Source organism: Niveispirillum sp. FG148 (assembly GCF_057809655.1).
The window spans coordinates 25,983-49,256 of sequence record NZ_JBMDKJ010000019.1 but is presented as its reverse complement, the minus strand read 5'-3'; the positions used below and the strand labels follow the sequence as shown (position 1 = coordinate 49,256).

At 63.3% G+C, this 23,274-nt stretch carries 24 protein-coding genes; 3 read left to right on the top strand and 21 right to left on the bottom strand.

Features of this window, described 5'->3' with window-relative positions:
* Positions 1–12 precede the first annotated feature (12 nt).
* The 16 genes from rpsQ to ACODTW_RS18565 all read right to left on the bottom strand — a co-directional run bounded on the left by rpsQ (position 13) and on the right by ACODTW_RS18565 (position 10,476).
* Positions 13–270 (bottom strand): 30S ribosomal protein S17, encoded by a 258-nt coding sequence (gene rpsQ, locus ACODTW_RS18640; RefSeq protein ID WP_488947557.1) that lies wholly within the window; start codon positions 268–270, stop codon positions 13–15.
* 13 nt (positions 271–283) lie between these two features.
* Positions 284–493, bottom strand: coding sequence for a 50S ribosomal protein L29 (rpmC, locus tag ACODTW_RS18635; protein ID WP_292912193.1), 210 nt, complete (start codon positions 491–493; stop codon positions 284–286).
* Entirely contained in the window at positions 490–915 is a 426-nt protein-coding gene (gene rplP / locus ACODTW_RS18630; protein WP_488947556.1) for a 50S ribosomal protein L16, read from the bottom strand. Before rplP ends, rpmC begins: the two co-directional genes overlap by 4 nt.
* 42 nt (positions 916–957) lie before the next feature.
* A complete protein-coding gene (rpsC, locus tag ACODTW_RS18625) occupies positions 958–1,635 on the bottom strand; it encodes a 30S ribosomal protein S3 (protein ID WP_488947555.1) in 678 nt (225 codons plus the stop codon).
* Positions 1,635–2,033 (bottom strand): 50S ribosomal protein L22, encoded by a 399-nt coding sequence (gene rplV / locus ACODTW_RS18620; RefSeq protein ID WP_054168361.1) that lies wholly within the window; start codon positions 2,031–2,033, stop codon positions 1,635–1,637. Before rplV ends, rpsC begins: the two co-directional genes overlap by 1 nt.
* Before the next feature lie 2 nt (positions 2,034–2,035).
* The gene (gene rpsS, locus ACODTW_RS18615) at positions 2,036–2,314 is read right to left on the bottom strand and encodes a 30S ribosomal protein S19 (protein WP_416573395.1); all 279 of its coding nucleotides are present in this window, start codon (positions 2,312–2,314) and stop codon (positions 2,036–2,038) included.
* A 12-nt stretch (positions 2,315–2,326) separates the two neighbouring features.
* On the bottom strand, positions 2,327–3,151 hold the full coding sequence (gene rplB / locus ACODTW_RS18610; protein WP_488947554.1) for a 50S ribosomal protein L2: 825 nt from the start codon (positions 3,149–3,151) through the stop codon (positions 2,327–2,329).
* Positions 3,152–3,161: 10 nt separating this feature from the next.
* The gene (locus ACODTW_RS18605) at positions 3,162–3,479 is read right to left on the bottom strand and encodes a 50S ribosomal protein L23 (RefSeq protein ID WP_488947553.1); all 318 of its coding nucleotides are present in this window, start codon (positions 3,477–3,479) and stop codon (positions 3,162–3,164) included.
* Complete coding sequence (gene rplD / locus ACODTW_RS18600; RefSeq protein WP_488947552.1) at positions 3,476–4,096, bottom strand: 50S ribosomal protein L4; 621 nt, start codon at positions 4,094–4,096, stop codon at positions 3,476–3,478. Before rplD ends, ACODTW_RS18605 begins: the two co-directional genes overlap by 4 nt.
* A gap of 3 nt (positions 4,097–4,099) precedes the next feature.
* Positions 4,100–4,804, bottom strand: coding sequence for a 50S ribosomal protein L3 (gene rplC / locus ACODTW_RS18595; protein ID WP_488947551.1), 705 nt, complete (start codon positions 4,802–4,804; stop codon positions 4,100–4,102).
* 65 nt (positions 4,805–4,869) lie between these two features.
* Entirely contained in the window at positions 4,870–5,178 is a 309-nt protein-coding gene (gene rpsJ / locus ACODTW_RS18590) for a 30S ribosomal protein S10 (protein WP_029013602.1), read from the bottom strand.
* A 104-nt stretch (positions 5,179–5,282) separates the two neighbouring features.
* Positions 5,283–6,470 (bottom strand): elongation factor Tu, encoded by a 1,188-nt coding sequence (tuf, locus tag ACODTW_RS18585; RefSeq protein ID WP_488947534.1) that lies wholly within the window; start codon positions 6,468–6,470, stop codon positions 5,283–5,285.
* Positions 6,471–6,508: 38 nt separating this feature from the next.
* Positions 6,509–8,581 (bottom strand): elongation factor G, encoded by a 2,073-nt coding sequence (gene fusA, locus ACODTW_RS18580; protein WP_488947550.1) that lies wholly within the window; start codon positions 8,579–8,581, stop codon positions 6,509–6,511.
* A gap of 35 nt (positions 8,582–8,616) precedes the next feature.
* On the bottom strand, positions 8,617–9,087 hold the full coding sequence (gene rpsG, locus ACODTW_RS18575; protein WP_094452541.1) for a 30S ribosomal protein S7: 471 nt from the start codon (positions 9,085–9,087) through the stop codon (positions 8,617–8,619).
* A 12-nt stretch (positions 9,088–9,099) separates the two neighbouring features.
* On the bottom strand, positions 9,100–9,471 hold the full coding sequence (rpsL, locus tag ACODTW_RS18570; protein WP_029013599.1) for a 30S ribosomal protein S12: 372 nt from the start codon (positions 9,469–9,471) through the stop codon (positions 9,100–9,102).
* Between the two features lie 423 nt (positions 9,472–9,894).
* Complete coding sequence (locus ACODTW_RS18565; RefSeq protein ID WP_488947549.1) at positions 9,895–10,476, bottom strand: Uma2 family endonuclease; 582 nt, start codon at positions 10,474–10,476, stop codon at positions 9,895–9,897.
* Between the two features lie 176 nt (positions 10,477–10,652).
* Here ACODTW_RS18565 and rimO point away from each other — a divergent pair, with 176 nt between their 5' ends.
* The 3 genes from rimO (at position 10,653) to ACODTW_RS18550 (ending at position 13,123) form a co-directional block, all read left to right on the top strand.
* Complete coding sequence (gene rimO / locus ACODTW_RS18560; RefSeq protein ID WP_488947548.1) at positions 10,653–11,990, top strand: 30S ribosomal protein S12 methylthiotransferase RimO; 1,338 nt, start codon at positions 10,653–10,655, stop codon at positions 11,988–11,990.
* Positions 11,991–12,010: 20 nt separating this feature from the next.
* A complete protein-coding gene (locus ACODTW_RS18555) occupies positions 12,011–12,415 on the top strand; it encodes a DUF2306 domain-containing protein (RefSeq protein WP_488947547.1) in 405 nt (134 codons plus the stop codon).
* Positions 12,416–12,496: 81 nt separating this feature from the next.
* Entirely contained in the window at positions 12,497–13,123 is a 627-nt protein-coding gene (locus ACODTW_RS18550; RefSeq protein WP_488947546.1) for a TIGR02466 family protein, read from the top strand.
* 7 nt (positions 13,124–13,130) lie between these two features.
* Here the strand turns inward: ACODTW_RS18550 and ACODTW_RS18545 are convergent, their stop codons facing one another.
* From ACODTW_RS18545 to rpoB, 5 genes are all read right to left on the bottom strand, one after another.
* Positions 13,131–13,412, bottom strand: coding sequence for a hypothetical protein (locus ACODTW_RS18545; RefSeq protein ID WP_488947545.1), 282 nt, complete (start codon positions 13,410–13,412; stop codon positions 13,131–13,133).
* A 9-nt stretch (positions 13,413–13,421) separates the two neighbouring features.
* A complete protein-coding gene (locus ACODTW_RS18540) occupies positions 13,422–13,757 on the bottom strand; it encodes a hypothetical protein (RefSeq protein WP_488947544.1) in 336 nt (111 codons plus the stop codon).
* A 28-nt stretch (positions 13,758–13,785) separates the two neighbouring features.
* A complete protein-coding gene (locus ACODTW_RS18535; RefSeq protein WP_488947542.1) occupies positions 13,786–14,370 on the bottom strand; it encodes a demethoxyubiquinone hydroxylase family protein in 585 nt (194 codons plus the stop codon).
* Positions 14,371–14,447: 77 nt separating this feature from the next.
* Positions 14,448–18,734 (bottom strand): DNA-directed RNA polymerase subunit beta', encoded by a 4,287-nt coding sequence (gene rpoC / locus ACODTW_RS18530; protein ID WP_488947541.1) that lies wholly within the window; start codon positions 18,732–18,734, stop codon positions 14,448–14,450.
* An 88-nt stretch (positions 18,735–18,822) separates the two neighbouring features.
* Positions 18,823–23,016 (bottom strand): DNA-directed RNA polymerase subunit beta, encoded by a 4,194-nt coding sequence (rpoB, locus tag ACODTW_RS18525; protein WP_488947540.1) that lies wholly within the window; start codon positions 23,014–23,016, stop codon positions 18,823–18,825.
* Positions 23,017–23,274: the final 258 nt, after the last annotated feature.

Below are 23,274 nucleotides of genomic sequence, written 5' to 3'. Positions count from 1 at the left end.
GCTTCCTTATCTTCAGGCGTTCGGATTGCCGTCGGCGGCCGGGGCCACAACGACGGTCCACCGCTTGGACTTGGAGATCGGACGGCATTCTTCGATCTGGACAACGTCACCGATCTTGAACGCGTTCGCCTCGTCATGGGCGGCGTACTTCTTGGACTGCTTGATGAACTTCTTATAGACAGGGTGCATCACGCGACGTTCGACAAGCACGGTGACAGTCTTGTCACCCTTGTCGGACACCACGGTGCCCTGCAGGACGCGACGGGGCATCGTTAACCCCTCCTCAGGACGCGGACACAGCAGACACCGTCTGCTGGCCCAGGATGGTCTTGATGCGGGCGATGTCGCGACGCACCACACGAACCCGCGCCGTATTCTCCAGCTGGCCGGAAGCCTTCTGGAAACGCAGGTTGAACTGCTCCTTCTTGAGCTGGAGGAGCTGATCGTTCAGCTCGTCCGTGCTCTTGCCGCGAAGGTCAGTAGCCTTCGTCATGCCTCACCCCCTTCACCCAGACGGGTGACAAAACGCACCTTGATCGGCAGCTTCGCAGCGGCCAGTTCGAAAGCGCGCTTGGCCAGGTCGGCCGGCACGCCGTCAACTTCGAACATGATACGGCCCGGCGCAACGCGCGCCGCCCAGAATTCCGGCGAACCCTTACCGGAACCCATGCGGACTTCCGCCGGCTTCGAGGACACGGGCAGATCCGGGAAAATCCGGATCCAGACGCGACCCTGACGCTTCAGGTGACGGGTGATGGCGCGACGAGCGGACTCGATCTGACGTGCCGTAATACGCATCGGCTCAACGGCTTTCAAGCCGAAAGCGCCGAAATTCAGAGAGGTACCGCCCTTCGACGCGCCGTGGATACGGCCCTTGTGCGCCTTGCGGTACTTGGTACGCTTCGGACTCAGCATGGCATGTAGCCTTCTCTATATCCCTTGCCAGTATCCGGATGATCAGCGGGTAGCCGTCTGTTCCGCGGCGCGCTTGTCCTGCGCCATCGGATCATGGGCCAGCACTTCACCCTTGAACACCCACACCTTGACACCGCAGGTGCCATAGGTGGTCTTGGCAGTGCCCACGCCGTAATCGATGTCAGCGCGCAGGGTGTGCAGCGGCACACGGCCTTCGCGATACCATTCGATACGGGCGATTTCCGCACCACCCAGACGACCGGAGCAGTTGATCCGGATACCCTGGGCGCCCAGACGCATTGCGGACTGCACGGCGCGCTTCATGGCGCGACGGAAGGCCACGCGGCGTTCCAGCTGGCTGGCGATGTTCTCGGCGATCAGACGGGCGTCCAGTTCCGGCTTGCGGATCTCGACGATGTTCAGGTTCACCTCGGAACCGGCCATCCGGCTGAGCTCGGAGCGCAGCTTTTCGATGTCCGCACCCTTCTTGCCGATCACCACACCCGGACGGGCCGTGTGGATGGTGATGCGGGCCTTCTTGGCCGGACGCTCGATGATGACGCGGCTGACGCCGGCGGCCTGCAGACGGGTCTGCAGGTAGCCACGCAGCTTCAGATCCTGGTGGAGCAGCTTGGCATAGTCACGACCAGCGTACCAGCGGCTGTCCCACGTCCGGTTGATACCGACACGCAGGCCGATCGGATTGACTTTCTGACCCATTATTCAGCGGCCCCCTCGGCCTTGTCCTCAGCGCGCTCACGCACGATCACGGTCAGGTTGCTGAACAGCTTCTCGACACGGGCGCCACGACCGCGGGCACGGGCGTGAAAACGCTTCATGACAAGAGCCTTGCCGACCGTCGCGTGGGACACGAACAGGCGATCAACGTCCAGCTGGTGGTTGTTCTCGGCGTTCGCGATGGCGGACTGGAGGACCTTCTTCACTTCGCCAGCGATACGACGCTTGGAAAATGTCAGAAGGGCGACAGCTTCACCAGCGGACTTTCCGCGGATCAGCTGCGCAACCAGGTTCAGCTTCTGCGGGCTCGTGCGGATCATTCCGCCGAACGCCTTGGCCTCAGTCTCGCTGAGGCGCCGCTCTGCAGCAGGCTTGCCCATGATTACTTCCTCTTCGCCTTCTTGTCGGCCGCGTGGCCGTAGAACGTACGGGTCGGCGAGAATTCACCGAACTTGTGACCGATCATGTTCTCGGTCACCAGCACCGGCACGAACTTCTGGCCGTTGTAGACGCCGAAGGTCAGACCGACGAAATGCGGCAGAATGGTAGAACGGCGGGTCCAGATCTTGATGATCTCATTACGGCCCGACGCACGCGCCTTGTCTGCCTTCTTCAACAGGTAGCCGTCAACGAACGGCCCCTTCCAAACGGAACGAGTCACGGCAGCACTCCTTTACTTAGCGCGGCGGCGGATAATGAGCTTATCCGTGCCCTTGTTCTGACGCGTCTTCTTGCCCTTGGTCGGCTTGCCCCACGGCGTGACCGGGTGACGGCCACCGGAGGTACGGCCTTCACCACCACCGTGCGGATGGTCGATCGGGTTCATGGCGACGCCGCGAACGGCAGGACGCTTGCCCAGCCAGCGGTTACGACCGGCCTTGGCGATGACCACGTTCGACTGGTCCGGATTGGACACGGCGCCGATGGTGGCCATGCACTCGCCACGGACCATGCGCAGCTCGCCCGAGGGGAGCTTCAGCTGGGCATAGCCCTGGTCGCGACCGACCAGCTGCAGGTACGTGCCGGCGGAACGCGCCAGCTGACCACCCTTGCCGGCCTTCAGTTCCACATTGTGGACGATGGTGCCGACGGGGATGTTCTTCAGCGGCATCGCGTTGCCGGGCTTCACGTCCACCTTCTCACCGGAGACGATGACGTCACCGGCCTTCAGGCGCTGCGGAGCCAGGATATAGGACAGCGTGCCGTCTTCGTACTTCACCAGCGCGATGAAGCCGGTACGGTTCGGGTCATATTCCAGACGCTCGACCGTGGCCGGCATATCGAACTTGCGACGCTTGAAGTCGACGATGCGGTACGTGCGCTTATGCCCGCCGCCCATGCGGCGAGCGGTGATGCGACCCGTGTTATTGCGACCGCCGGAGCCCGTCAGGCCCTCGGTCAGCATCTTCACGGGCTTGCCCTTGTGCAACTCCGAGCGATCCACCAGAACGAGCTGGCGGAGGCTCGGCGTAATCGGACGGAAAGTCTTCAAAGCCATAGCTCTACCCTCACACGCCGGTGGTCACGTCGATGGAGCTGCCCTCGGCGAGGGTCACGACGGCCTTCTTGTAGTCCGACCGGCGGCCGATCGTCCCACGGAAGCGCTTCGTCTTACCCTTGACCACGGAGGTGTTCACCGCCGTGACCTTCACCTTGAACAGGCCCTCAACCGCGGCCTTGATTTCGGGCTTCGAGGCATCCATGCGCACCTTGAAGGTGACCTGGTTGTGCTCGGAACCCATGGTGGCCTTCTCGGTGATGACGGGCGCAACGATCAGATCGTACATGCGCTCGGCCGAGACGGTGGTCTTCTTGCTCGTGCTCATTTCAGGCGAGCCTCCAGCTGCTCGACCGCGTTGCGCGTCAGGACGAGAACGTCCCTGCGCAGGATGTCGTACACGTTGGCGCCCTGTTCCGGCAGCACGTCGATGTGCGGGATATTGCCGGCGGCACGGGCAAAGTTCACATCGACATTGGCACCGTCGATGATGAGAGCCGACTTCAGACCCAGGGCCTGCAGCTGACCGAACAGCACCTTGGTCTTGTGGCTGTCGGCCTTGGCGGCCTCCAGAACGACCAGCTTGCCTTCGGCGGCCTTGACCGACAGGGCGGTCTTCAGGGCCAGCTTGCGGACCTTCTTGGTCAGGTCATGTTCGTGGGAACGAACGACCGGCCCGAAAATACGCGCGCCACCGCGGAACTGCGGCGAGCGCAGCGAGCCCTGACGGGCGCGGCCGGTGCCCTTCTGGCGCCACGGCTTCTTGGTGGTGCCGGAGATCTCGGAGATCGTCTTGGCCTTGTGCGTGCCAGCGCGGCGCTTGGCCAGCTGCCACAGCACCATGCGGGCCAGGATGTCCTGGCGGGCCGGCAGGCCGAACACGTCTTCCGACAGCTCGATCTCGCCGACGGTCTCGTTGTTCAGATTCTTGATGGACGTCTTCATTTATCAGCCCTCCGCCGCGACAGCTTCAGCAGCCGGAGCACGGAAGGCGCCGGGGAACGGCACGCCCTCGGGCAGCTTCTTCTTGACGGCGTCCTTGACGAGGACGAAGGCGCCCTCATGGCCCGGGACAGCGCCCTTGACCAGGATCAGACCGCGCTCGGCGTCGACCGACACGACCTTCAGGTTCTGGACGGTAACGGTGTCGACACCCATGTGACCGGGCATCTTCTTGTTCTTGAAGGTCTTACCGGGATCCTGACGGCCACCGGTCGAACCGATGGAGCGGTGCGACACGGACACGCCGTGGGTCGCACGCAGACCGCCGAAATTCCAGCGCTTCATACCGCCGGCAAAACCCTTACCCAGGGTCGTGCCCTGCACGTCCACGAACTGGCCGGCAACGAAATGATCCGCGGTCAGCTCAGCACCGACCTCGATCAGGTTGGCGGGAGCCACGCGGAACTCAACGAGCTTCTTCTTCGGCTCGACCTTGGCCTTGGCAAACACCTCACGCTGGGCCTTGGCGACGTTCTTCACCTTGGCCTTGACGGCGCCGAGCTGGAGGGCCGTATAGCCATCCTTCTCTTCCGTCTTGTGGGCGATGACCTGGACCTGGTCCAGCTTCAGCACAGTCACCGGCACGCTCTCACCCTCGTCGGTGAAGACGCGGGTCATGCCGACCTTCTGCGCGATCAATCCGGATCGCATCTGTTTTTTCTCCTCACTCGGGACATCCTCAGATTGGGAGAGGTCCCGTACTCGACCAAACTTGATTACAGCTTGATTTCGACGTCGACGCCGGCGGCCAGGTCGAGCTTCATCAGCGCATCAACCGTCTGCGGCGTCGGGTCGACGATATCCAGCAGACGCTTGTGGGTGCGAATCTCGAACTGCTCACGCGACTTCTTGTCGATGTGCGGGCTGCGGTTCACCGTGAACTTTTCCAGCTGCGTGGGCAGCGGAATCGGACCGCGGACGCGCGCACCGGTCCGCTTCGCGGTGTTGACGATCTCGCTGGTGCTCTGGTCGAGCACGCGATGATCAAACGCCTTAAGGCGGATCCGGATATTCTGATTGTCCATGTCCTAGACCCCAAAAAGAGCAGGGTTTATACCCAAAGAAGGAGCCGGCCCCAAGCACTTTCGGGCCGGCCCCATCACATTGCTGAAATGCGCGTCGGGAACGCTTACTTGACGATCTTCGACACGACGCCGGCGCCGACGGTGCGGCCGCCCTCGCGGATGGCGAAGCGCAGGCCTTCGTCCATGGCGATCGGGGCGATCAGCTTCACGCCGATGCGGATATTGTCGCCGGGCATCACCATTTCCGTGCCTTCCGGCAGGGTCACCGAGCCGGTCACGTCCGTCGTGCGGAAGTAGAACTGCGGACGGTAGTTGGCGAAGAACGGCGTATGACGGCCACCCTCTTCCTTGGTCAGGATGTAGGTCTCGGCTTCGAAGTCCGTGTGCGGGGTGATCGAGCCGGGCTTGGCCAGAACCTGACCACGCTCGACATCTTCACGCTTCGTGCCGCGCAGCAGCGCGCCAATGTTGTCGCCGGCCTGACCCTGGTCCAGCAGCTTGCGGAACATTTCAACGCCCGTGACGGTCGTCTTCACCGTGGCCTTCAGGCCGACGATCTCGACTTCCTCACCGACCTTGACGATGCCCTTCTCGACGCGGCCCGTCACAACCGTGCCACGGCCCGAGATCGAGAATACGTCTTCGATCGGCATCAGGAACGGCTTGTCGATCGGACGCTCCGGCTGCGGGATGTAGCGATCAACCTCGGCCATCAGCTCCAGGATCGCATCGCGGCCGATCGCCGGGTTGCTGTCGTTCAGGGCGGCAACGGCCGAGCCCTTCACGATCGGAATGTCGTCGCCCGGGAAGCCGTAGCTGGACAGCAGCTCGCGCAGTTCCAGCTCAACCAGCTCGACCAGGTCCGGATCAGCCAGATCCATCTTGTTCAGGAACACCACCAGGGCCGGCACGCCGACCTGACGGGCCAGCAGGATGTGCTCGCGCGTCTGCGGCATCGGGCCGTCGGCGGCCGAGCACACCAGGATCGCGCCGTCCATCTGCGCCGCACCCGTGATCATGTTCTTCACGTAGTCAGCGTGACCCGGGCAGTCAACGTGGGCATAGTGACGGTTGTCCGTCTCGTACTCGACGTGAGCGGTCGAGATCGTGATGCCACGGGCCTTCTCTTCCGGAGCCTTGTCGATCTGGTCGTAAGCCGTGAACGTGGCGCCGCCCTTCTCGGCCAGAACCTTCGTGATGGCCGCCGTCAGAGACGTCTTGCCATGGTCGACGTGACCGATCGTGCCGATGTTGCAGTGCGGCTTCGTCCGCTCAAACTTTGCCTTAGCCATGATTTTCCGTCCTCATTTCAATCGGTTGACGACCGTGTTCATGCCACTTTGCTGCGCAGTTCGTCAGCGATGGCGTGCGGCGCCTGTTCATAACGGTCAAACTTCATCGAGTACTGTGCCCGGCCCTGACTGATGGACCGGAGATTGTTCACATAACCGAACATCGTCGAGAGCGGCACCCGGGCATCGATCAGGCGGGCGTTGCCGCGCTGGTCCATGCCGGTGATCTGCCCCCGGCGGCTGTTCAGGTCGCCGATGATATCCCCCAGATATTCCTCCGGGGTCACCACCTCGACCTTCATCACGGGCTCCAGCAGGACGGGGCGAGCCTTGGCCAGCCCTTCCCGCAATGCCGCCCGCGCGGCGATTTCAAACGCCTGCGCGGAGCTATCCACATCGTGGAAGGCGCCATCGACCAGCTCGACCCGGACGCCCACCACCGGATAACCGGCGATGACACCCGAGGTTCTGGCTGCCTCAAGCCCCTTCTGCACACCCGTGACAAATTCCTTGGGCAGCGTATCTGCCCCGACCTTGTTCACGAATCCCAACCCCGGTCCGGCATCCGACGGCTCCACCACCAGCTTGACGCGGGCGAATTGGCCGACGACCCCCAACTGGCGCCGATGCGTGTAATCAACTTCACCGCGGGCAGTCACCGTCTCGCGATAGGCCACCTTCGGCCGGCCCACCGCGGCATCCACCCTGAATTCCCGCCGCATGCGGTCGACAATGATCTCCAGATGGAGTTCACCCATCCCCCGCAGCACAGCTTGACCCGATTCGGGATCGCGGCCCACCCGGAATGAAGGATCCTCGGCCGCCAGGCGCCCGAGTGCCACCGCCATCCGGTCATGATCGGCCTGCGTCTGCGGCTCGACCACCACCTCGATCACCGGCTCGGGGAATTCCATCCGTTCCAGAAGGACCGGATGCGCCGGATCACACAGCGTGTCCCCCGTCGCCGTCCCCTCCAGAGAGGCGAATGCGACGATGTCGCCCGCATGGGCCTCCTCGATCTCCTCCCGGCTGTTGGCATGCATCAACAGCATGCGACCAGCTTTCTCCTCCAGCTGCTTGCCCGGATTGGCCATGATGGCGTCCTGGCGCAGCGTGCCGGAATAGATTCGGGCGAAGGTCAGGGACCCCGCGAACGGATCGTTCATCACCTTGAACGCCAACGCCGCAAAAGGCGCCTCGTCAGTGGCGGGCCGGCTGACCGGTTCGCCCGACGGCGTCAGGGCTTGAATGTCACCGACATCCGCCGGCGACGGCAGATAATCGACAACAGCGTCCAGCATCGGCTGCACGCCCTTGTTCTTGAAGGCCGACCCGCACAGCACCGGCACGAGCTTCAGCCCGATGGTGCCCTTGCGGATCAAGCGCCGAAGTTCCGTCGCATCCGGCTCCTGGCCGGACAGGAAGGCATCTGTCGCCGCTTCCTCCATCTCCACCGCCTGCTCGACCAGCGTCGCGCGGTGGCGCTTCGCCTCTTCCAGCAGGTCGGCGGGAATCTCAACCCGCTCGAACCGGGCGCCCAGCATGTCGTCGGACCAGACGATCGCAACCATGTCGATCAGGTCGATGACACCTTTGAACCCGGCTTCCACGCCCAGCGGCAATTGCACGAGCGCGGGACTGGCGCCAAGCCGGTCCCGGATCATGCCGACCGTGGCCAGAAGGTCCGCGCCGACGCGGTCCATCTTGTTCACAAAGCAGATGCGCGGCACACGGTACCGATCCGCCTGCCGCCACACCGTCTCTGACTGCGGCTCCACACCCGACACCGCATCGAACAGAGCCACCGCACCATCCAGAACCCGCAGGGAACGTTCGACTTCGATGGTGAAGTCGACATGCCCGGGCGTGTCGATGATGTTGATGCGGTGATCCTTCCAGAAGCAGGTCGTCGCCGCCGACGTGATGGTGATGCCCCGCTCCTGCTCCTGTTCCATCCAGTCCATCGTGGCGGTGCCGTTGTCGACCTCGCCGATGCGATAGGACTTCCCGGTATAGAAGAGAATCCGCTCCGTCGTCGTCGTCTTGCCGGCATCGATATGCGCGGCAATGCCGATATTCCGATAGGAGTGGATGGGATGGGACCGGGCCATGGATTGGGGCTTCGCCGTGCGTGGTTCGTAGGAACTTACCAGCGGTAGTGCGAGAAGGCCTTGTTGGCTTCGGCCATGCGATGCGTGTCTTCACGCTTCTTCACGGCCGTACCGCGCTGCTGCGCGGCATCCAGCAGCTCACCCGACAGACGCTCGGTCATGGTGTTTTCCGAACGGTTGCGGGCGGCACCGATGATCCAGCGGATCGCCAGGGCCTGCGCACGGTCGGAACGCACTTCCACCGGAACCTGGTACGTCGCACCACCAACGCGGCGGGAACGAACTTCCAGATACGGACGGACATTATTCAGGGCGTCATGGAAGAGCTGCAGGGCGTCCTGCTTCGTCTTCGCCTCGATACGATCCAGGGCGCCATAGACGATGGACTCAGCCACCGACTTCTTGCCGTCGTACATCAGGCAGTTCATGAACTTCGTCAGCACGATGTCGCCGAACTTGGCATCGGGCAGAACTTCGCGCTTGTCGGCTTTACGACGACGGGACATTGCTCGCTCTCCTTACTTGGGCCGCTTCGCGCCGTACTTGGAACGACGCTGCTTGCGGTCCTTCACGCCCTGCGTATCGAGCGTGCCGCGGATGATGTGGTAACGCACACCGGGAAGATCCTTCACGCGGCCACCACGGATCATGACGACCGAGTGTTCCTGGAGGTTGTGACCTTCACCGGGAATGTAGCTGATGACTTCGTAGCCGTTCGTCAGGCGCACACGGGCAACCTTACGCAGCGCCGAGTTCGGCTTCTTCGGGGTGGTGGTGTAAACGCGGGTGCAGACGCCACGCTTCTGCGGGCACTCCTGCAGGGCCGGCACCTTGTCCCGGGCCACCAACGGAGCCCGCGGCTTGCGGATCAACTGACTGATCGTCGGCATGAACGCCCTTCGCCTTTTCTATATCCCCGTTCGGGGATGTCATTCCAAACCGGTCGCACCACCAACCCCATGACGACGACGAAAAACACCCGCATACGAAGCGGCAAGCTCCGTGCGGGAGATTTCCATACGCCGTCCGAACAAGGACTCGGGTGCGGCTATCGACTGTTCCGGGGAGGTTCCTTGGAGCTGGCCAACGTCCCTGATGGGTAAGCGCATGAAGCCAACAGTGGGGACAGCGTCTAGACGCCACGAGGGCGGGCTACAGCCTGCCCCCCCGAAATAGGTTGGCGGACTATATGGATGAGTCCGGGGGCCGTCAAGTCGAACCCTAGGGCTTCCGCCCCGTTTCCCTTGCATCCTGGCCCCCAGGAGTCCGCAGAGCTGGACCCGGCCGCAGCCGGGCTCAGGCTCCCGGCCCGCTTAGTCATCCGGCAGCGGCGCCAGTTCCACATCCGCGTAGATTTCGGCCATGGGGATGCTGATGCCAATGCTGTAGAGTACGATTTCAGCAGACAAACCCCGGATCGTTTCGACAACCCAACGGTCGCTCTGACGGTTGTGAAGCCATGCCTCCGCCGCGGATTGCTCGACCTCCAGCACCTGTTCCACCCGCGCGGCGGCGTAATCATCGCGCCTGACGGCCATCTCACGGGCGGAATTGCTGGGGGACAGCACCTGCACGGCCATGAGCGGCAGGGTGACCGACGGCTCGTCAGGATGGCAGCGGATCAGAATATCCGGGACCCGGACGGTCCGGCACTGCTCGATGAGCAGCACGCCTCCGCCGGATTCGATTTCGCAGGGGCGTCCCTCCGCCTGGAGCCGATTGCTTAAGGCGGCCCTGAGGTTTGCGGTAATCACCGCATGATTTGTGGAGGGCGCCGACAGCGCCACCGGCCAACCATTCACCAGCTCGTAGCGGCGGTCGTTGCCCGAGTCCCAGACCAGGAACGCCTCGATACTCATGCGCCGGGGCGCGTGCCGTTGTTCTGCAATCGCCATGGTATGATCCCTGGATGCGCACGCCAAAGTGACATCCTAGGCCGATTCGTCCGGTACCGCCACCCACACCGCGCCAAACGCCGCCAATCGCCACCCCGCCATGCTTGCGCCGCCACTGGCCTGAAGCCCCTCCCGGCCTTATATAGGCCGCTTGTTTTCAAGGACCCTGGCCCATCATGACCAAGCAGACCCATACTCCGGCCGCCGCCCCCAAGGTCGGTATCGTCTCCCTCGGCTGTCCCAAGGCCCTGGTGGACAGCGAACGCATCCTGACCAAGCTGCGGTCCGAAGGGTATGAGATTTCCGGTTCCTATGACGGGGCCGATGTCGTTCTGGTCAATACCTGCGGCTTCCTGGACAGCGCCAAGGCCGAAAGCCTGGAAGCCATCGGTGAGGCCATCAAGGAAAACGGCAAGGTGATCGTCACGGGATGCCTCGGCAAGGAAGAGAGCCTGATCCGGCAGAGCCACCCGAATGTGCTGGCCGTCACCGGTCCGCACCAATATGAGCAGGTGGTGAGCGCCGTGCATGACGTGGTGCCGCCGCGCCACGATCCCTATCTGGATGTCGTGCCCCCACAGGGCCTGCGCCTGACGCCGCGCCATTACGCCTATCTGAAGATTTCCGAGGGCTGCAACAACCGCTGCACCTTCTGCATCATTCCTTCCATCCGCGGCGACCTGGTCTCCCGCCCCGCCAACATGGTGCTGGCCGAGGCAGAGGCGCTGGTGAAGGCGGGGGTCAAGGAAATCCTGGTGGTCAGCCAGGACACGTCCGCCTATGGCATGGACACCCGCTATGCGGAGAGCAAGTGGAAGGGCCGGCAGGTCCGCGCCAAGTTCATCGACCTGGCCCGCGAACTGGGCGAACTGGGCGCCTGGATCCGCCTGCATTATGTCTACCCCTATCCGCATGTGGACGAGGTCATCGGCCTGATGGCAGAGGGCAAGGTGCTGCCCTATCTGGACATCCCCTTCCAGCATGCCGCCCCCAATGTGCTGAAGGCCATGAAGCGCCCGGCGAACACCGACAAGGTGCTGGACCGGATCAAGATGTGGCGCCAGGGCTGCCCCGATCTGACCCTGCGCTCCACCTTCATCGTCGGCTTCCCCGGAGAGACGGAGCAGGACTTCCAGTATCTGCTGGACTGGCTGACCGAAGCGCAGATCGACCGGCTGGGCTGCTTCAAGTACGAACCCGTGGACGGTGCCCCGGCCAACGAGCTGCCGGGCGCCGTGCCGAAGGAGGTGCAGGAGGAGCGCTGGAACCGACTGATGGCCCACCAGCAGGAAATCAGCGCCAAGCGTTTTGCCGCCAAGATCGGCCGCGAAATGGATGTGCTGATCGACGAGGTGGATGAGGACGGGGCCATCGGCCGGTCCTGGGCCGACGCGCCGGAAATTGACGGCGCTGTTTACTTGAACGGCGAGGATATGGTTAAGGTCGGCGACATGGTGCGGGTGCGCATCGAGGAAGCCGACGAATATGATCTGTGGGGCAGTGTCATCCGCTGACCCGCGTGACGGGAGCGATGATGTCCAACGGGGTTGATCTTTTTCTGAATGCCGGACCATTGATCCAGGCCCATGCCGTGCTGGCCGGTGCCGCCATCCTGCTGGGCGGGGTCCAGTTTGCCATGCCCAAGGGCACTATGACCCATCGGGTGGTGGGCTGGGCCTGGGTTCTGGCCATGGCCACGGTGGCATTGTCGTCCTTCGGCATTCATGAACTGCGCATCATCGGCGCGTTCAGTCCCATTCATCTTCTCTCAGTGCTGGTGCTGGTCGCGCTCTGGCAGGCCATCCGTCTGGCGCGGAAGGGCGACATCGCCCGGCACAGGCGGACCATGATCCGGGTCTATGTTCTGGCCCTGCTGATCACGGGCGGCTTCACCCTGCTGCCCGGCCGTTTGATGTATCGCATATTTTTCGGGGAATAACCCCGACGGGTGATTGTGGCTTTGCGCGTGGCAGGGGGCTGGAGCTAGATTTCCAGAAAAGCCTACACACGCGCGGTCGCCATGCAGATCACCCCCCTGTTCTCCACCCCCCTGGTCCGGGCCAGCCTGGGCGCCCAATCCCCGCTGATCACGCGCCTGCGCGACACCATCCTGGCGCATGAGGCAGCGACGCCGCAGGGTGTGCAGCACAGCAACGATGGCGGCTGGCAATCCACCGACAATTTCCTGGATTGGGCGGGGGACGCCGGGGCAGCGCTGATTGACGGGCTGACGCAGATGATCAACCAGGTGACACTGGTCGTCGACAATGGCCAGTTGCGCAAGGTGGCACCGGCCTGGACCCATACCGCCTGGGCCAATGTCAACCGCCGGGGCAATGGCAACCATGCCCATTTTCATCCCGGCGCCTATTGGTCGGCCGTCACCTATGTCGATGATGGCGGCATCGGCGGAAAGCCGGACCTGGGTGGCTGTATCGAGTTCACCGACCCGCGCGGACCCCTGCCCATGATGTACGCGCCGACTGTGAAGGTGAATGCCCAGGGCTATCTTTCCGCAGGCCTGGCGGAACGCGTCTATCCGGAGACGGGGTCGATCATCATCTTCCCCTCCTGGCTGCTGCACTCCGTCGCCCCCTATAGCGGGGACGGCATCCGCATTTCCGTCGCGGTGAATTTCAGCGTCTGATCGCGTCCTACTCGTCGCCGATCCAGACCTTGGCGGACAGCAGCTTCTGCGCGCCCTCGCGCAGTTCATCATGCAGGCGGCGGACATCCGCCACCACCGCCTCCTCCAACTGGCCCAGCTTGCGCCCGCGATGGGCGTGCAGCAGATCGCCCAGCCGTTTGGCCGTGCGATAAAGCGGGGGGAAAGACCGCCCCACGCCCAGAACCTCGTCCCGATAGTCCGGTTGCAGCACGTTGGGATAGATCCGGTCCATCCGGTCCAGGGCCAAAGAAAGCTGAGTACGGTTCATCGCCATCGCTCAGTTGCGGATCACCGGGCGCCAACGCGGCGGCTTCTCCCCATCCCCGGCATCCTCTCCCTCCACGGGCGGGACCAGGGTCCGGGTTGGCGCACCGGTGTCGCCCGGGCGCGCGGCCCCTTTGGACAGCAGGCCCCGCAACCAGTAGATATGGGCTACGGCCACAACGGCCCCAATCGGCACGGGGGCCGCGATCAGCAGCCAGGCGTGGTCGGCCGCCAGGGCCGGCGCCATGGGCAGCGAACGCAGTAACGACCCGACCAGACTGGCCGCCCCCGCCCCGGCCAATGCCGCGAATAGCAGCCCAACCCTGCCCGCCCGCCGTCCCGATGCCATTGCCCGCTCCCTCGATTACGCACGCGGCCTATTTAGGCGGCGGCGGGGGTCGTTGCCAAGGGGCAAGGCCGTCTTGCCGCAACACACGCCGCATTCGGGCGGCGGCACCGTAGGTCGACGCCCAGATCATCGCGAAGGTTATGACGGCAATCAGGCGCAGCCAGATAGTGTCCATGCGGGCCAGCGGTCCAAGGCGGGCCTGGGCGTCGTCTGCATGGGCCGCTTCCTCCGCCATGATGCCGGCGATGGCCACCGCTTCCGGGCCGGTGATCAACCAGCGCACCTGATCCTGCAGGTGGGCATGGACACAGCGCTCCACAGCGATGGTGCAGAGCAGGACCCCACGCGGTCCCGCCAGGCCGGTCAGCCCGCCCAGCACGGTTCCACCAATGCCCCATATAGGCAGCGCGCCGCAGGGCTGGACGGCCCGATGACGCATCAGGTCCCTGAAAGTGCGAAGATGCCGGCTTTCATCTTCCATCGTCCCCCGCACAAAGGCGCGGATGGCCGGATCGCGGCAAAGGGCGGCCTGGGCGCGATAGATGCGGATTGCGCCATATTCCCCGGCGTGATTGACCCGCAGGATATCGCGCAGAACATTCTCCCGGTCCATCCCCACCTCCGAAATGCAAAAAGGGCCGCCCCGTTGCCAGGGCGGCCCTTTCCGTACGCGCACTTAGGCTACCGATTTTACTCGGCGGCTTCCGGCGGCAGGGCCGCGGCTGCGTCGTCCTCGCCCATCTGCAGGGCGCGGTCGCGCTCGGCAGCAATGGCCTTCAGACGGTTGACCACGGAACCGGTACCGGCCGGGATCAGACGGCCGACGATCACGTTTTCCTTCAGGCCTTCCAGATTGTCGACCTTGCCCTGGACGGCAGCTTCCGTCAGGACGCGGGTCGTTTCCTGGAACGACGCGGCGGAGATGAAGGACCGGGTCTGCAGCGACGCCTTGGTGATGCCCTGCAGAACCGGCTTGCCGACGGCGAAGCGCAGATCCACCTCGCCTTCCTTGATCCGCTGCTGGACGGTGCGGTTCTCCTGCTCGAACTCCACCCGATCGACCTGATCGCCGATCAGCAGGGTCGTATCGCCGGGATCGGAGACCTCGATCTTCTGCAGCATCTGGCGGACGATCACTTCGATGTGCTTGTCGTTGATCTTCACGCCCTGCAGACGATAGACGTCCTGGATCTCATTGATGAGGTAGTTGGCCAGCGCCTCGACACCCATCACCGACAGGATGTCGTGCGGCACGGGGCTGCCATCCATCAGGCTGTCGCCCTTCTGGACATAGTCACCCTCCTGCACGGAGATGTGCTTGCCCTTCGGGATCAGGTACTCGCGCTCTTCCCCCGTCTCGTCGCTCTTCACGACGATACGGCGCTTGGTCTTGTAGTCCTTGCCGAATTCCACGCGGCCATCGATCTCCGCGATGATCGCGAAGTCCTTCGGACGGCGGGCTTCGAACAGCTCGGCCACGCGCGGCAGACCGCCGGTGATGTCACGCGTCTTGGAGCTTTCGCGCGGGATACGGGCCAGCACGTCACCGGCCCGGACCTTCGCACCATTCTCCACCGACAGGATGGCATCCACGCTCATGAAATAGCGGGCTTCCGCGCCGTTCGGCAGCTTCACCATATCGCCATTGTCGTCCAGCAGTGCCACGCGCGGACGCAGGTCCGCACCGCGCGGCTGCTGGCGCCAATCGACCACGACCTTGGCCGAGATACCGGTGGCCTCGTCCATGACCTCGCGGACGGACACGCCTTCCACCAGATCGACATAGGTGGCCGTACCTTCCTTTTCGGTCAGGATCGGCAGGGTGTACGGGTCCCATTCGGCCATACGATCGCCGCGCTTGATCGGCGCGCCGTCGACAGCCAGCGCCTTGTTCAGCTTGGCGCCATAGGGGACACGGTGCTTGGCGCGCTCACGGCCCTGCTCATCCAGCAGCGCCAGTTCGCAGTTGCGGCCCATCACCACCGGCACACCGTCGCTGTTCAGCACGAGGTTGCGGTTACGCACAATCACAGTGGCGTCCAGCGTCGCTTCGATGAAGCTCTGCTCCGCACCGCGCTGTGCCGCACCACCGATGTGGAACGTGCGCATCGTCAGCTGCGTGCCGGGTTCACCGATCGACTGGGCGGCGATGACGCCCACGGCTTCGCCCATGTTCACCCGCGTGCCACGGGCCAGATCGCGGCCGTAGCAATGGGCGCACACGCCGTCCTGCGTTTCGCAGGTCAGCACGGAGCGGATATGGACGGTGTCGATGCCGGCGCGGTCGATCAGCTCGATCTCCCGCTCGGTGATCAGCTCGCCCATCGGAACGATCAGCTCGCCCGACAGCGGATGCACGATGTCGCCGGTCGAGGTACGGCCCAGAATACGTTCGGACAGGGGAACGATGACGTCGCCGCCATCGATCACCGCCTTCACGGTCAGGCCTTCCTTGGTACCGCAATCCGTCTCGGTGATGATGGCGTCCTGCGCCACATCCACCAGACGACGGGTCAGGTAACCGGAGTTCGCCGTCTTCAAGGCCGTGTCGGCCAGCCCCTTACGGGCACCGTGCGTGGAGTTGAAATACTCCAGAACGGTCAGGCCTTCTTTGAAGTTGGAGATGATCGGCGTCTCGATGATTTCGCCCGAGGGCTTGGCCATCAGACCGCGCATACCGGCCAGCTGCTTGATCTGGGCCGGCGAACCGCGGGCACCGGAATGGGCCATCATATAGACCGAGTTCACGCCGTAACCGGGGCGCGGCTGCTCGATCACCTTCATCATGGCCGTCGCCACCTTTTCGGTGGTTTCCGACCAGACGTCGACGACCTTGTTGTACTTCTCGCCCTGGGTGATCAGGCCGTCCAGATACTGCTGCTCGAACTCCTTCACGCGGTCCTGGGCTTCCTTGATCAGCGTCTCCTTCTCGGCCGGGATGACCATGTCATCCTTGCCGAAGGAGATGCCGGCCTTGAACGCGTTGGTGAAGCCCAGACGCATCATCCGGTCGGCGAAAATCACCGTCTCCTTCTGACCGCAATGGCGGTAGACGATGTCGATGATATTGCCGATTTCCTTCTTGGTCAGAAGGCGGTTGATCAGGTCGAACTTGATGGCCGGATGACGCGGCAGGATCTCCGACAGCAGCATGCGGCCGGGGGTCGCCTTGACACGAACGGTGATCGGCTTGTTGTTCTCGTCTACCGTGTGATAGCGGGCTTCGACCTTGGAATGCAGCGTCACCGCCTTCGCGGCCAGTGCATGCTCGATCTCGCCGATGGAACCGAAGGCCATGCCCTCGCCCTTGGCACCCGGCAGCTCCATCGTGATGTAATAGAGACCCAGGATGATGTCCTGGGACGGCACGATGATGGGACGGCCGGAGGCGGGCGACAGGATGTTGTTGGTGGACATCATCAGGACGCGCGCTTCCAACTGGGCCTCAAGGCTCAGCGGGACGTGCACGGCCATCTGGTCACCGTCGAAGTCGGCGTTGAACGCCGTGCAGACCAGCGGGTGCAGCTGGATTGCCTTGCCTTCGATCAGGGTCGGCTCGAACGCCTGGATGCCCAGACGGTGCAGGGTCGGCGCGCGGTTCAGCATCACGGGATGCTCGCGGATGACCTCTTCCAGGATGTCCCACACCTCGGGACGTTCCTTTTCCACCATGCGCTTGGCAGCCTTGATGGTGGAGGCCAGACCGTACAGTTCCAGCTTCGCGTAGATGAAGGGCTTGAACAGCTCCAGCGCCATCTTCTTCGGCAAGCCGCACTGGTGCAGCTTCAGCTCTGGACCCACCACGATGACCGAACGGCCCGAGTAGTCGACGCGCTTGCCCAGCAGGTTCTGACGGAAGCGACCCTGCTTGCCCTTCAGCATGTCGCTGATGGACTTCAGGGGACGCTTGTTGGCACCGGTGATGACGCGGCCACGGCGGCCATTGTCGAACAGCGCGTCGACGGCCTCCTGCAGCATGCGCTTTTCGTTACGGACGATGATGTCCGGCGCCTTCAGCTCGATCAGCCGCTTCAGACGATTATTGCGGTTGATGACGCGGCGATACAGGTCGTTCAGGTCGGAGGTGGCGAAACGACCGCCATCCAGCGGGACCAGCGGACGCAGTTCCGGCGGAATGACCGGCACCACGTCCAGGATCATCCATTCCGGACGGGTCGCGTTCGGATAGGTCTTGTAGATGGTCGGGGCGTCGGCGAGCTCGATACGCTCCTTATACCCTTCGAACCGCTCATAGGCGGCGACATCCTCGACCTCGACCGGCTCGCCCAGGAAGCTTTCCAGCATCTTCAGACGCTTGACCAGCTTCTTGCGCTTGGCTTCCGACGCGGTCTCGCGCAGGTCGTCGCGGCAGTTCGCCTTTTCCGAGACCAGATCCAGCGAGGACAGCATGTCCTTCAGCGCCTCGGCACCGATCTTGGCGGTGAAGGCGTCTTCGCCGAACTTGTCCTGGCGGTCGATCAGTTCATCTTCAGACAGCAACTGACCCTGCTTCAGGTCGGTCAGGCCGGGCTCGATGACGACATAGTTTTCGAAGTAAAGGACGCGCTCCAGATCCTTCAGCGTGTTGTCCAGCAACAGGCCGATACGGGACGGCAGCGACTTCAGGAACCAGATATGGGCAACGGGCGAGGCCAGTTCGATATGGCCCATGCGCTCGCGGCGGACCTTGGACAAGGTCACTTCCACGCCGCACTTTTCGCAGATGATGCCGCGATACTTCATGCGCTTGTACTTGCCGCACAAGCACTCGTAATCCTTGATCGGACCGAAAATGCGGGCGCAGAACAGGCCGTCGCGCTCCGGCTTGAAGGTCCGGTAGTTGATCGTCTCAGGCTTCTTGATCTCGCCGAACGACCAGGAGCGGATGCGCTCCGGGCTGGCGATCGAGATGCGGATCTGGTCGAAGCTCTGCGGGCCCTGCGGAGCGCCGAAGATGTTCATCAATTCGGTATTCATATGCCGTCTCCCCTGGGGATCATGGCTTCGTCAAACGATGAGAACAGGAGGCGGGGGATGACCCGCCTCCTGTCGACCCTGTCGGCCCTTAGTAGTCGCGCTCGTTCAGCTCGACATTCAGGCCCAGCGAACGCAGTTCCTTGACCAGAACGTTGAAGCTTTCGGGAATGCCGGCTTCGAAGTTGTCGTCGCCACGGACGATGGCCTCGTAAACCTTGGTACGGCCGGACACGTCGTCCGACTTCACCGTCAGCATTTCCTGCAGCGTATAGGCAGCACCGTAAGCTTCCAGTGCCCACACTTCCATTTCACCGAAACGCTGACCACCGAACTGGGCCTTACCGCCCAGCGGCTGCTGGGTGACCAGGCTGTAGGGGCCGATGGAACGGGCGTGGATCTTGTCGTCGACCAGATGGTGCAGCTTCAGCATGTAAATGTAGCCGACGGTGACCTTGCGGTCGAACGGCTCACCCGTGCGGCCGTCGATCAGCTGCATCTGGCCCGACCGGTCGATACCGGCATCTTCCAGCATGCGGCAGATATCCTCTTCACGCGCACCGTCGAAGACGGGCGTGGCGAAGGGAATGCCGCGACGCAGGTTGTTGGCCAGCTCGATCAGCTCGGCATCACCCATGTCGGCGATGTCGCCACCATAGACATCCTCACCATAGATGTGGCGCAGGCGGGCCCGCAGCTCATCCAGGGTCTTGGACTTCAGCGCCGCATCGGTCGCCTGGGCCCGCATCTTGTCCAGCATTTCGCCAATCTGGCGACCCAGACCGGCGGCAGCCCAACCCAGATGGGTTTCCAGGATCTGACCGACATTCATGCGCGACGGCACGCCCAGCGGGTTCAGCACGATGTCGACATTCCGGCCATCTTCCAGGTACGGCATGTCTTCGATCGGGGTGATGCGCGAGATGACGCCCTTGTTGCCGTGACGACCGGCCATCTTGTCACCGGGCTGCAGCTTGCGCTTCACAGCCACGAAGACCTTGACCATCTTCATCACGCCGGGCGGCAGCTCGTCACCGCGCTGCAGCTTCTCGACCTTGTTCTCGAACTTCTCCTGCAGGCGCTGGACGCTCTCGTCGAACACCTTGCCGGTCTGCTCGATGAACTCCATCACATGGTCGTCGGCGACGGAGATATGGCGCCACTGGCCGCGGGTCAGGCCCGACAGCAGCTCGGCGTTGATCACTTCGCCGCCCTTCAGGCCCTTCGGACCCGAAACCACGGTCTGGCCGGCCAGCAGTTCCTTCAGACGGGTATAGAAGGAGCGTTCCAGGATGCCCTTCTCGTCGTCGCGGTCCTTGGCCAGCTTCTCGATCTCGGCCCGCTCGATGGCCAGCGCGCGCTCGTCCTTGTCCACACCACGGCGGCTGAACACGCGCACTTCCACGACCGTACCGACCACGCCCGGCGGCAGGCGCAGCGACGTGTCGCGCACGTCAGAGGCCTTTTCGCCGAAGATGGCGCGCAGCAGCTTTTCTTCCGGCGTCATCGGGCTTTCGCCCTTCGGCGTGACCTTGCCGACCAGGATGTCGCCCGGACGGACTTCGGCGCCGATATAGACGATGCCGGCTTCGTCGAGGTTCTTCAGAGCCTCTTCGCCGACATTCGGAATGTCGCGGGTGATTTCTTCCTGGCCCAGCTTGGTATCGCGGGCCATGACCTCGAATTCCTCGATATGGATCGAGGTGAAGACGTCATCGCGCACGATCCGTTCGGAGATCAGGATCGAATCTTCGAAGTTGTAGCCATTCCAGGGCATGAACGCGACCAGCACGTTGCGGCCCAGGGCCAGCTCGCCCAGGTCGGTCGAGGGACCATCGGCGATGATATCGCCCTTGATCACCCGGTCGCCCACCTTCACCAGCGGCTTCTGGTTGATGCAGGTGTTCTGGTTGGAACGCTGGAACTTCAGCAGGTTGTAGATATCGACGCCGGGGGCGGCCGGATCCGTATTCTCGGTCGCGCGGACCACGATACGGGTGGCGTCCACCTGGTCGACGATGCCGGCGCGGCGGGCAACGATGGTCACGCCCGAATCACGGGCCACCGTCGCTTCCATGCCGGTACCGACCAGCGGGCTGTCCGCCTTGATCAGCGGCACGGCCTGACGCTGCATGTTGGAGCCCATCAGCGCGCGGTTGGCGTCGTCGTTCTCCAGGAACGGGATCAGCGCCGCGGCGACGGACACAACCTGCTTGGGCGACACGTCGATCAGGTCGATCATGTCGGGCCGCGCCAGCAGATATTCACCACCCTTGCGGCAGGAGACCAGCAGTTCGGCGAACTTGCCGTCCGCGCTCAACGGCGCATTGGCCTGGGCCACCATGTAGCGGCCTTCTTCCATGGCCGACAGGTACACCACTTCCGACGTCACCTTCTGGTCCACCACCTTGCGGTAGGGGCTTTCGATGAAGCCGTACTGGTTCACGCGGGCATAGGTGGCCAGGCTGTTGATCAGACCGATGTTCGGGCCTTCCGGCGTCTCAATCGGGCAGATGCGGCCATAGTGGGTGGTGTGAACGTCGCGGACCTCGAAGCCCGCGCGCTCACGCGTCAGACCGCCCGGCCCCAGGGCCGAGAGACGACGCTTGTGCGTGATTTCGGACAGCGGGTTCGTCTGGTCCATGAACTGCGACAGCTGCGAGGAGCCGAAGAATTCACGCACCGCGGCCGCGGCCGGCTTGGCGTTGATCAGGTCATGCGGCATGACCGTGTCGATCTCGACCGAGCTCATGCGCTCGCGGATCGCACGTTCCATGCGCAGCAGGCCGACGCGGTACTGGTTCTCCATCAGCTCGCCGACGGAGCGGACGCGACGGTTGCCCAGATGGTCGATATCGTCGATCTCGCCGCGGCCATCCTTCAGTTCCACCAGGATCTTCAGGATCTTCAGGATGTCTTCCTTGCGGAGCACGCGTACCTGATCGTCCGTCTCGAAATTGAGACGGGCGTTCATCTTCACGCGACCCACGGCCGACAGATCGTAGCGTTCCTGGTCGAAGAACAGGCCCTGGAACAGCGCCTCGGCGCTTTCCAGCGTCGGCGGCTCACCCGGGCGCATCACGCGATAGATATCGACCAGCGCGTCCTCGCGGCTCGCGTTGCGGTCGGCAGCCATGGTGTTGCGGATATAGGGCCCGACGTTCAGATGGTCGATGGCCAGGACGGGCAGTTCCTGCACGCCCAGCTTCTCCAGACGATCCAGCGCGGCGCTGCTGATCTCGTCACCACCCTCGTACAGAACCTCACCCGTCTTCTCGTCGATGATGTCAACGGCCAGATACCGGCCGACGATCTCTTCGACCGACGCGGCAACTTCCGTCAGACCCTGCTCGACCAGGCGCTTCACGACGCGCGGGGTCATCTTGGTTTCACGGGTCGCCAGGACCTCGCCCGTGCGGGCATCGATCAGGTCGGTGGTCAGCTTCTGGCCCTTCAGACGCTCAGCGTCGAAGGCCGTCTTCCAACCGGCGCCGGAACGGGTATAGGTCACGGTACCATAGAAGGCGCCAAGGATTTCCTCCTTGGTCATGCCCTGCGCCTCGTAAGGCTGCAGGTCCTTGCCCTGCGCCTTGCGCGCGGCACGCGCGGTTTCCGTGTCCGCCCCGTCCAGGGCGTACAGCAGCGTGGTGGCAGGCAGCTTGCGGCGGCGGTCGATGCGGACATAGACAATGTCCTTGGCATCGAACTCGAAATCCAGCCACGAGCCGCGATAGGGAATGACGCGGGCGGCGAACAGGTACTTGCCCGAGCTGTGGGTCTTGCCCTTGTCGTGGTCGAAGAACACACCGGGGCTGCGGTGCATCTGGCTGACGATCACACGCTCGGTGCCATTGATGATGAAGGTGCCGTTGGCCGTCATCAGGGGCATGTCGCCCATGTAGACGTCCTGCTCCTTGATGTCGCGGATCGACCGCAGGCCGGTATCTTCATCAATGTCGAACACGGTGAGGCGCAGCGTCACCTTCAGCGGGGCGGCAAACGTCATGCCGCGCTGCTGGCATTCCTCGACATCATATTTCGGCTGCTCAAGCTCATACCGGACGAAGTCCAGCACGGCGCGCTCGGAGAAGTCCTTGATCGGAAAAACCGACTTGAAGACTTCCTGAAGGCCGAGAACCGCCCGCTTTTCCGGCGCCACATCCATTTGCAGGAAATGGTCGTAGGAACTGCGCTGAACCTCGATGAGGTTCGGCATGCGGGTGACCTCGGGAATACGCCCGAAGCTCTTGCGGATACGCTTACGTCCCGTGAACGACTTGGCCATAGAGTGCCTCTCGTGAACTCGCCCGGTGCAGTGCGCGCTCTGGTCAATGCCCAACTTGGAACCACGGGCCTGTCACCCGTCGCCCCAAAACACGAATCGACGCGGGCGAAAATCCCATCGGGATCGTCGCTTACCAGCGTCGCCATCATCGGCGCATCCCGCTTCCGCTGCCGGTAGAAGCCAGGATTTGCCTCGATTTTTCCCGTCCGAAGCAGGGGAGCGCCCCACCCCTTCCGGACCCTTCCAGGACCCGTCCCG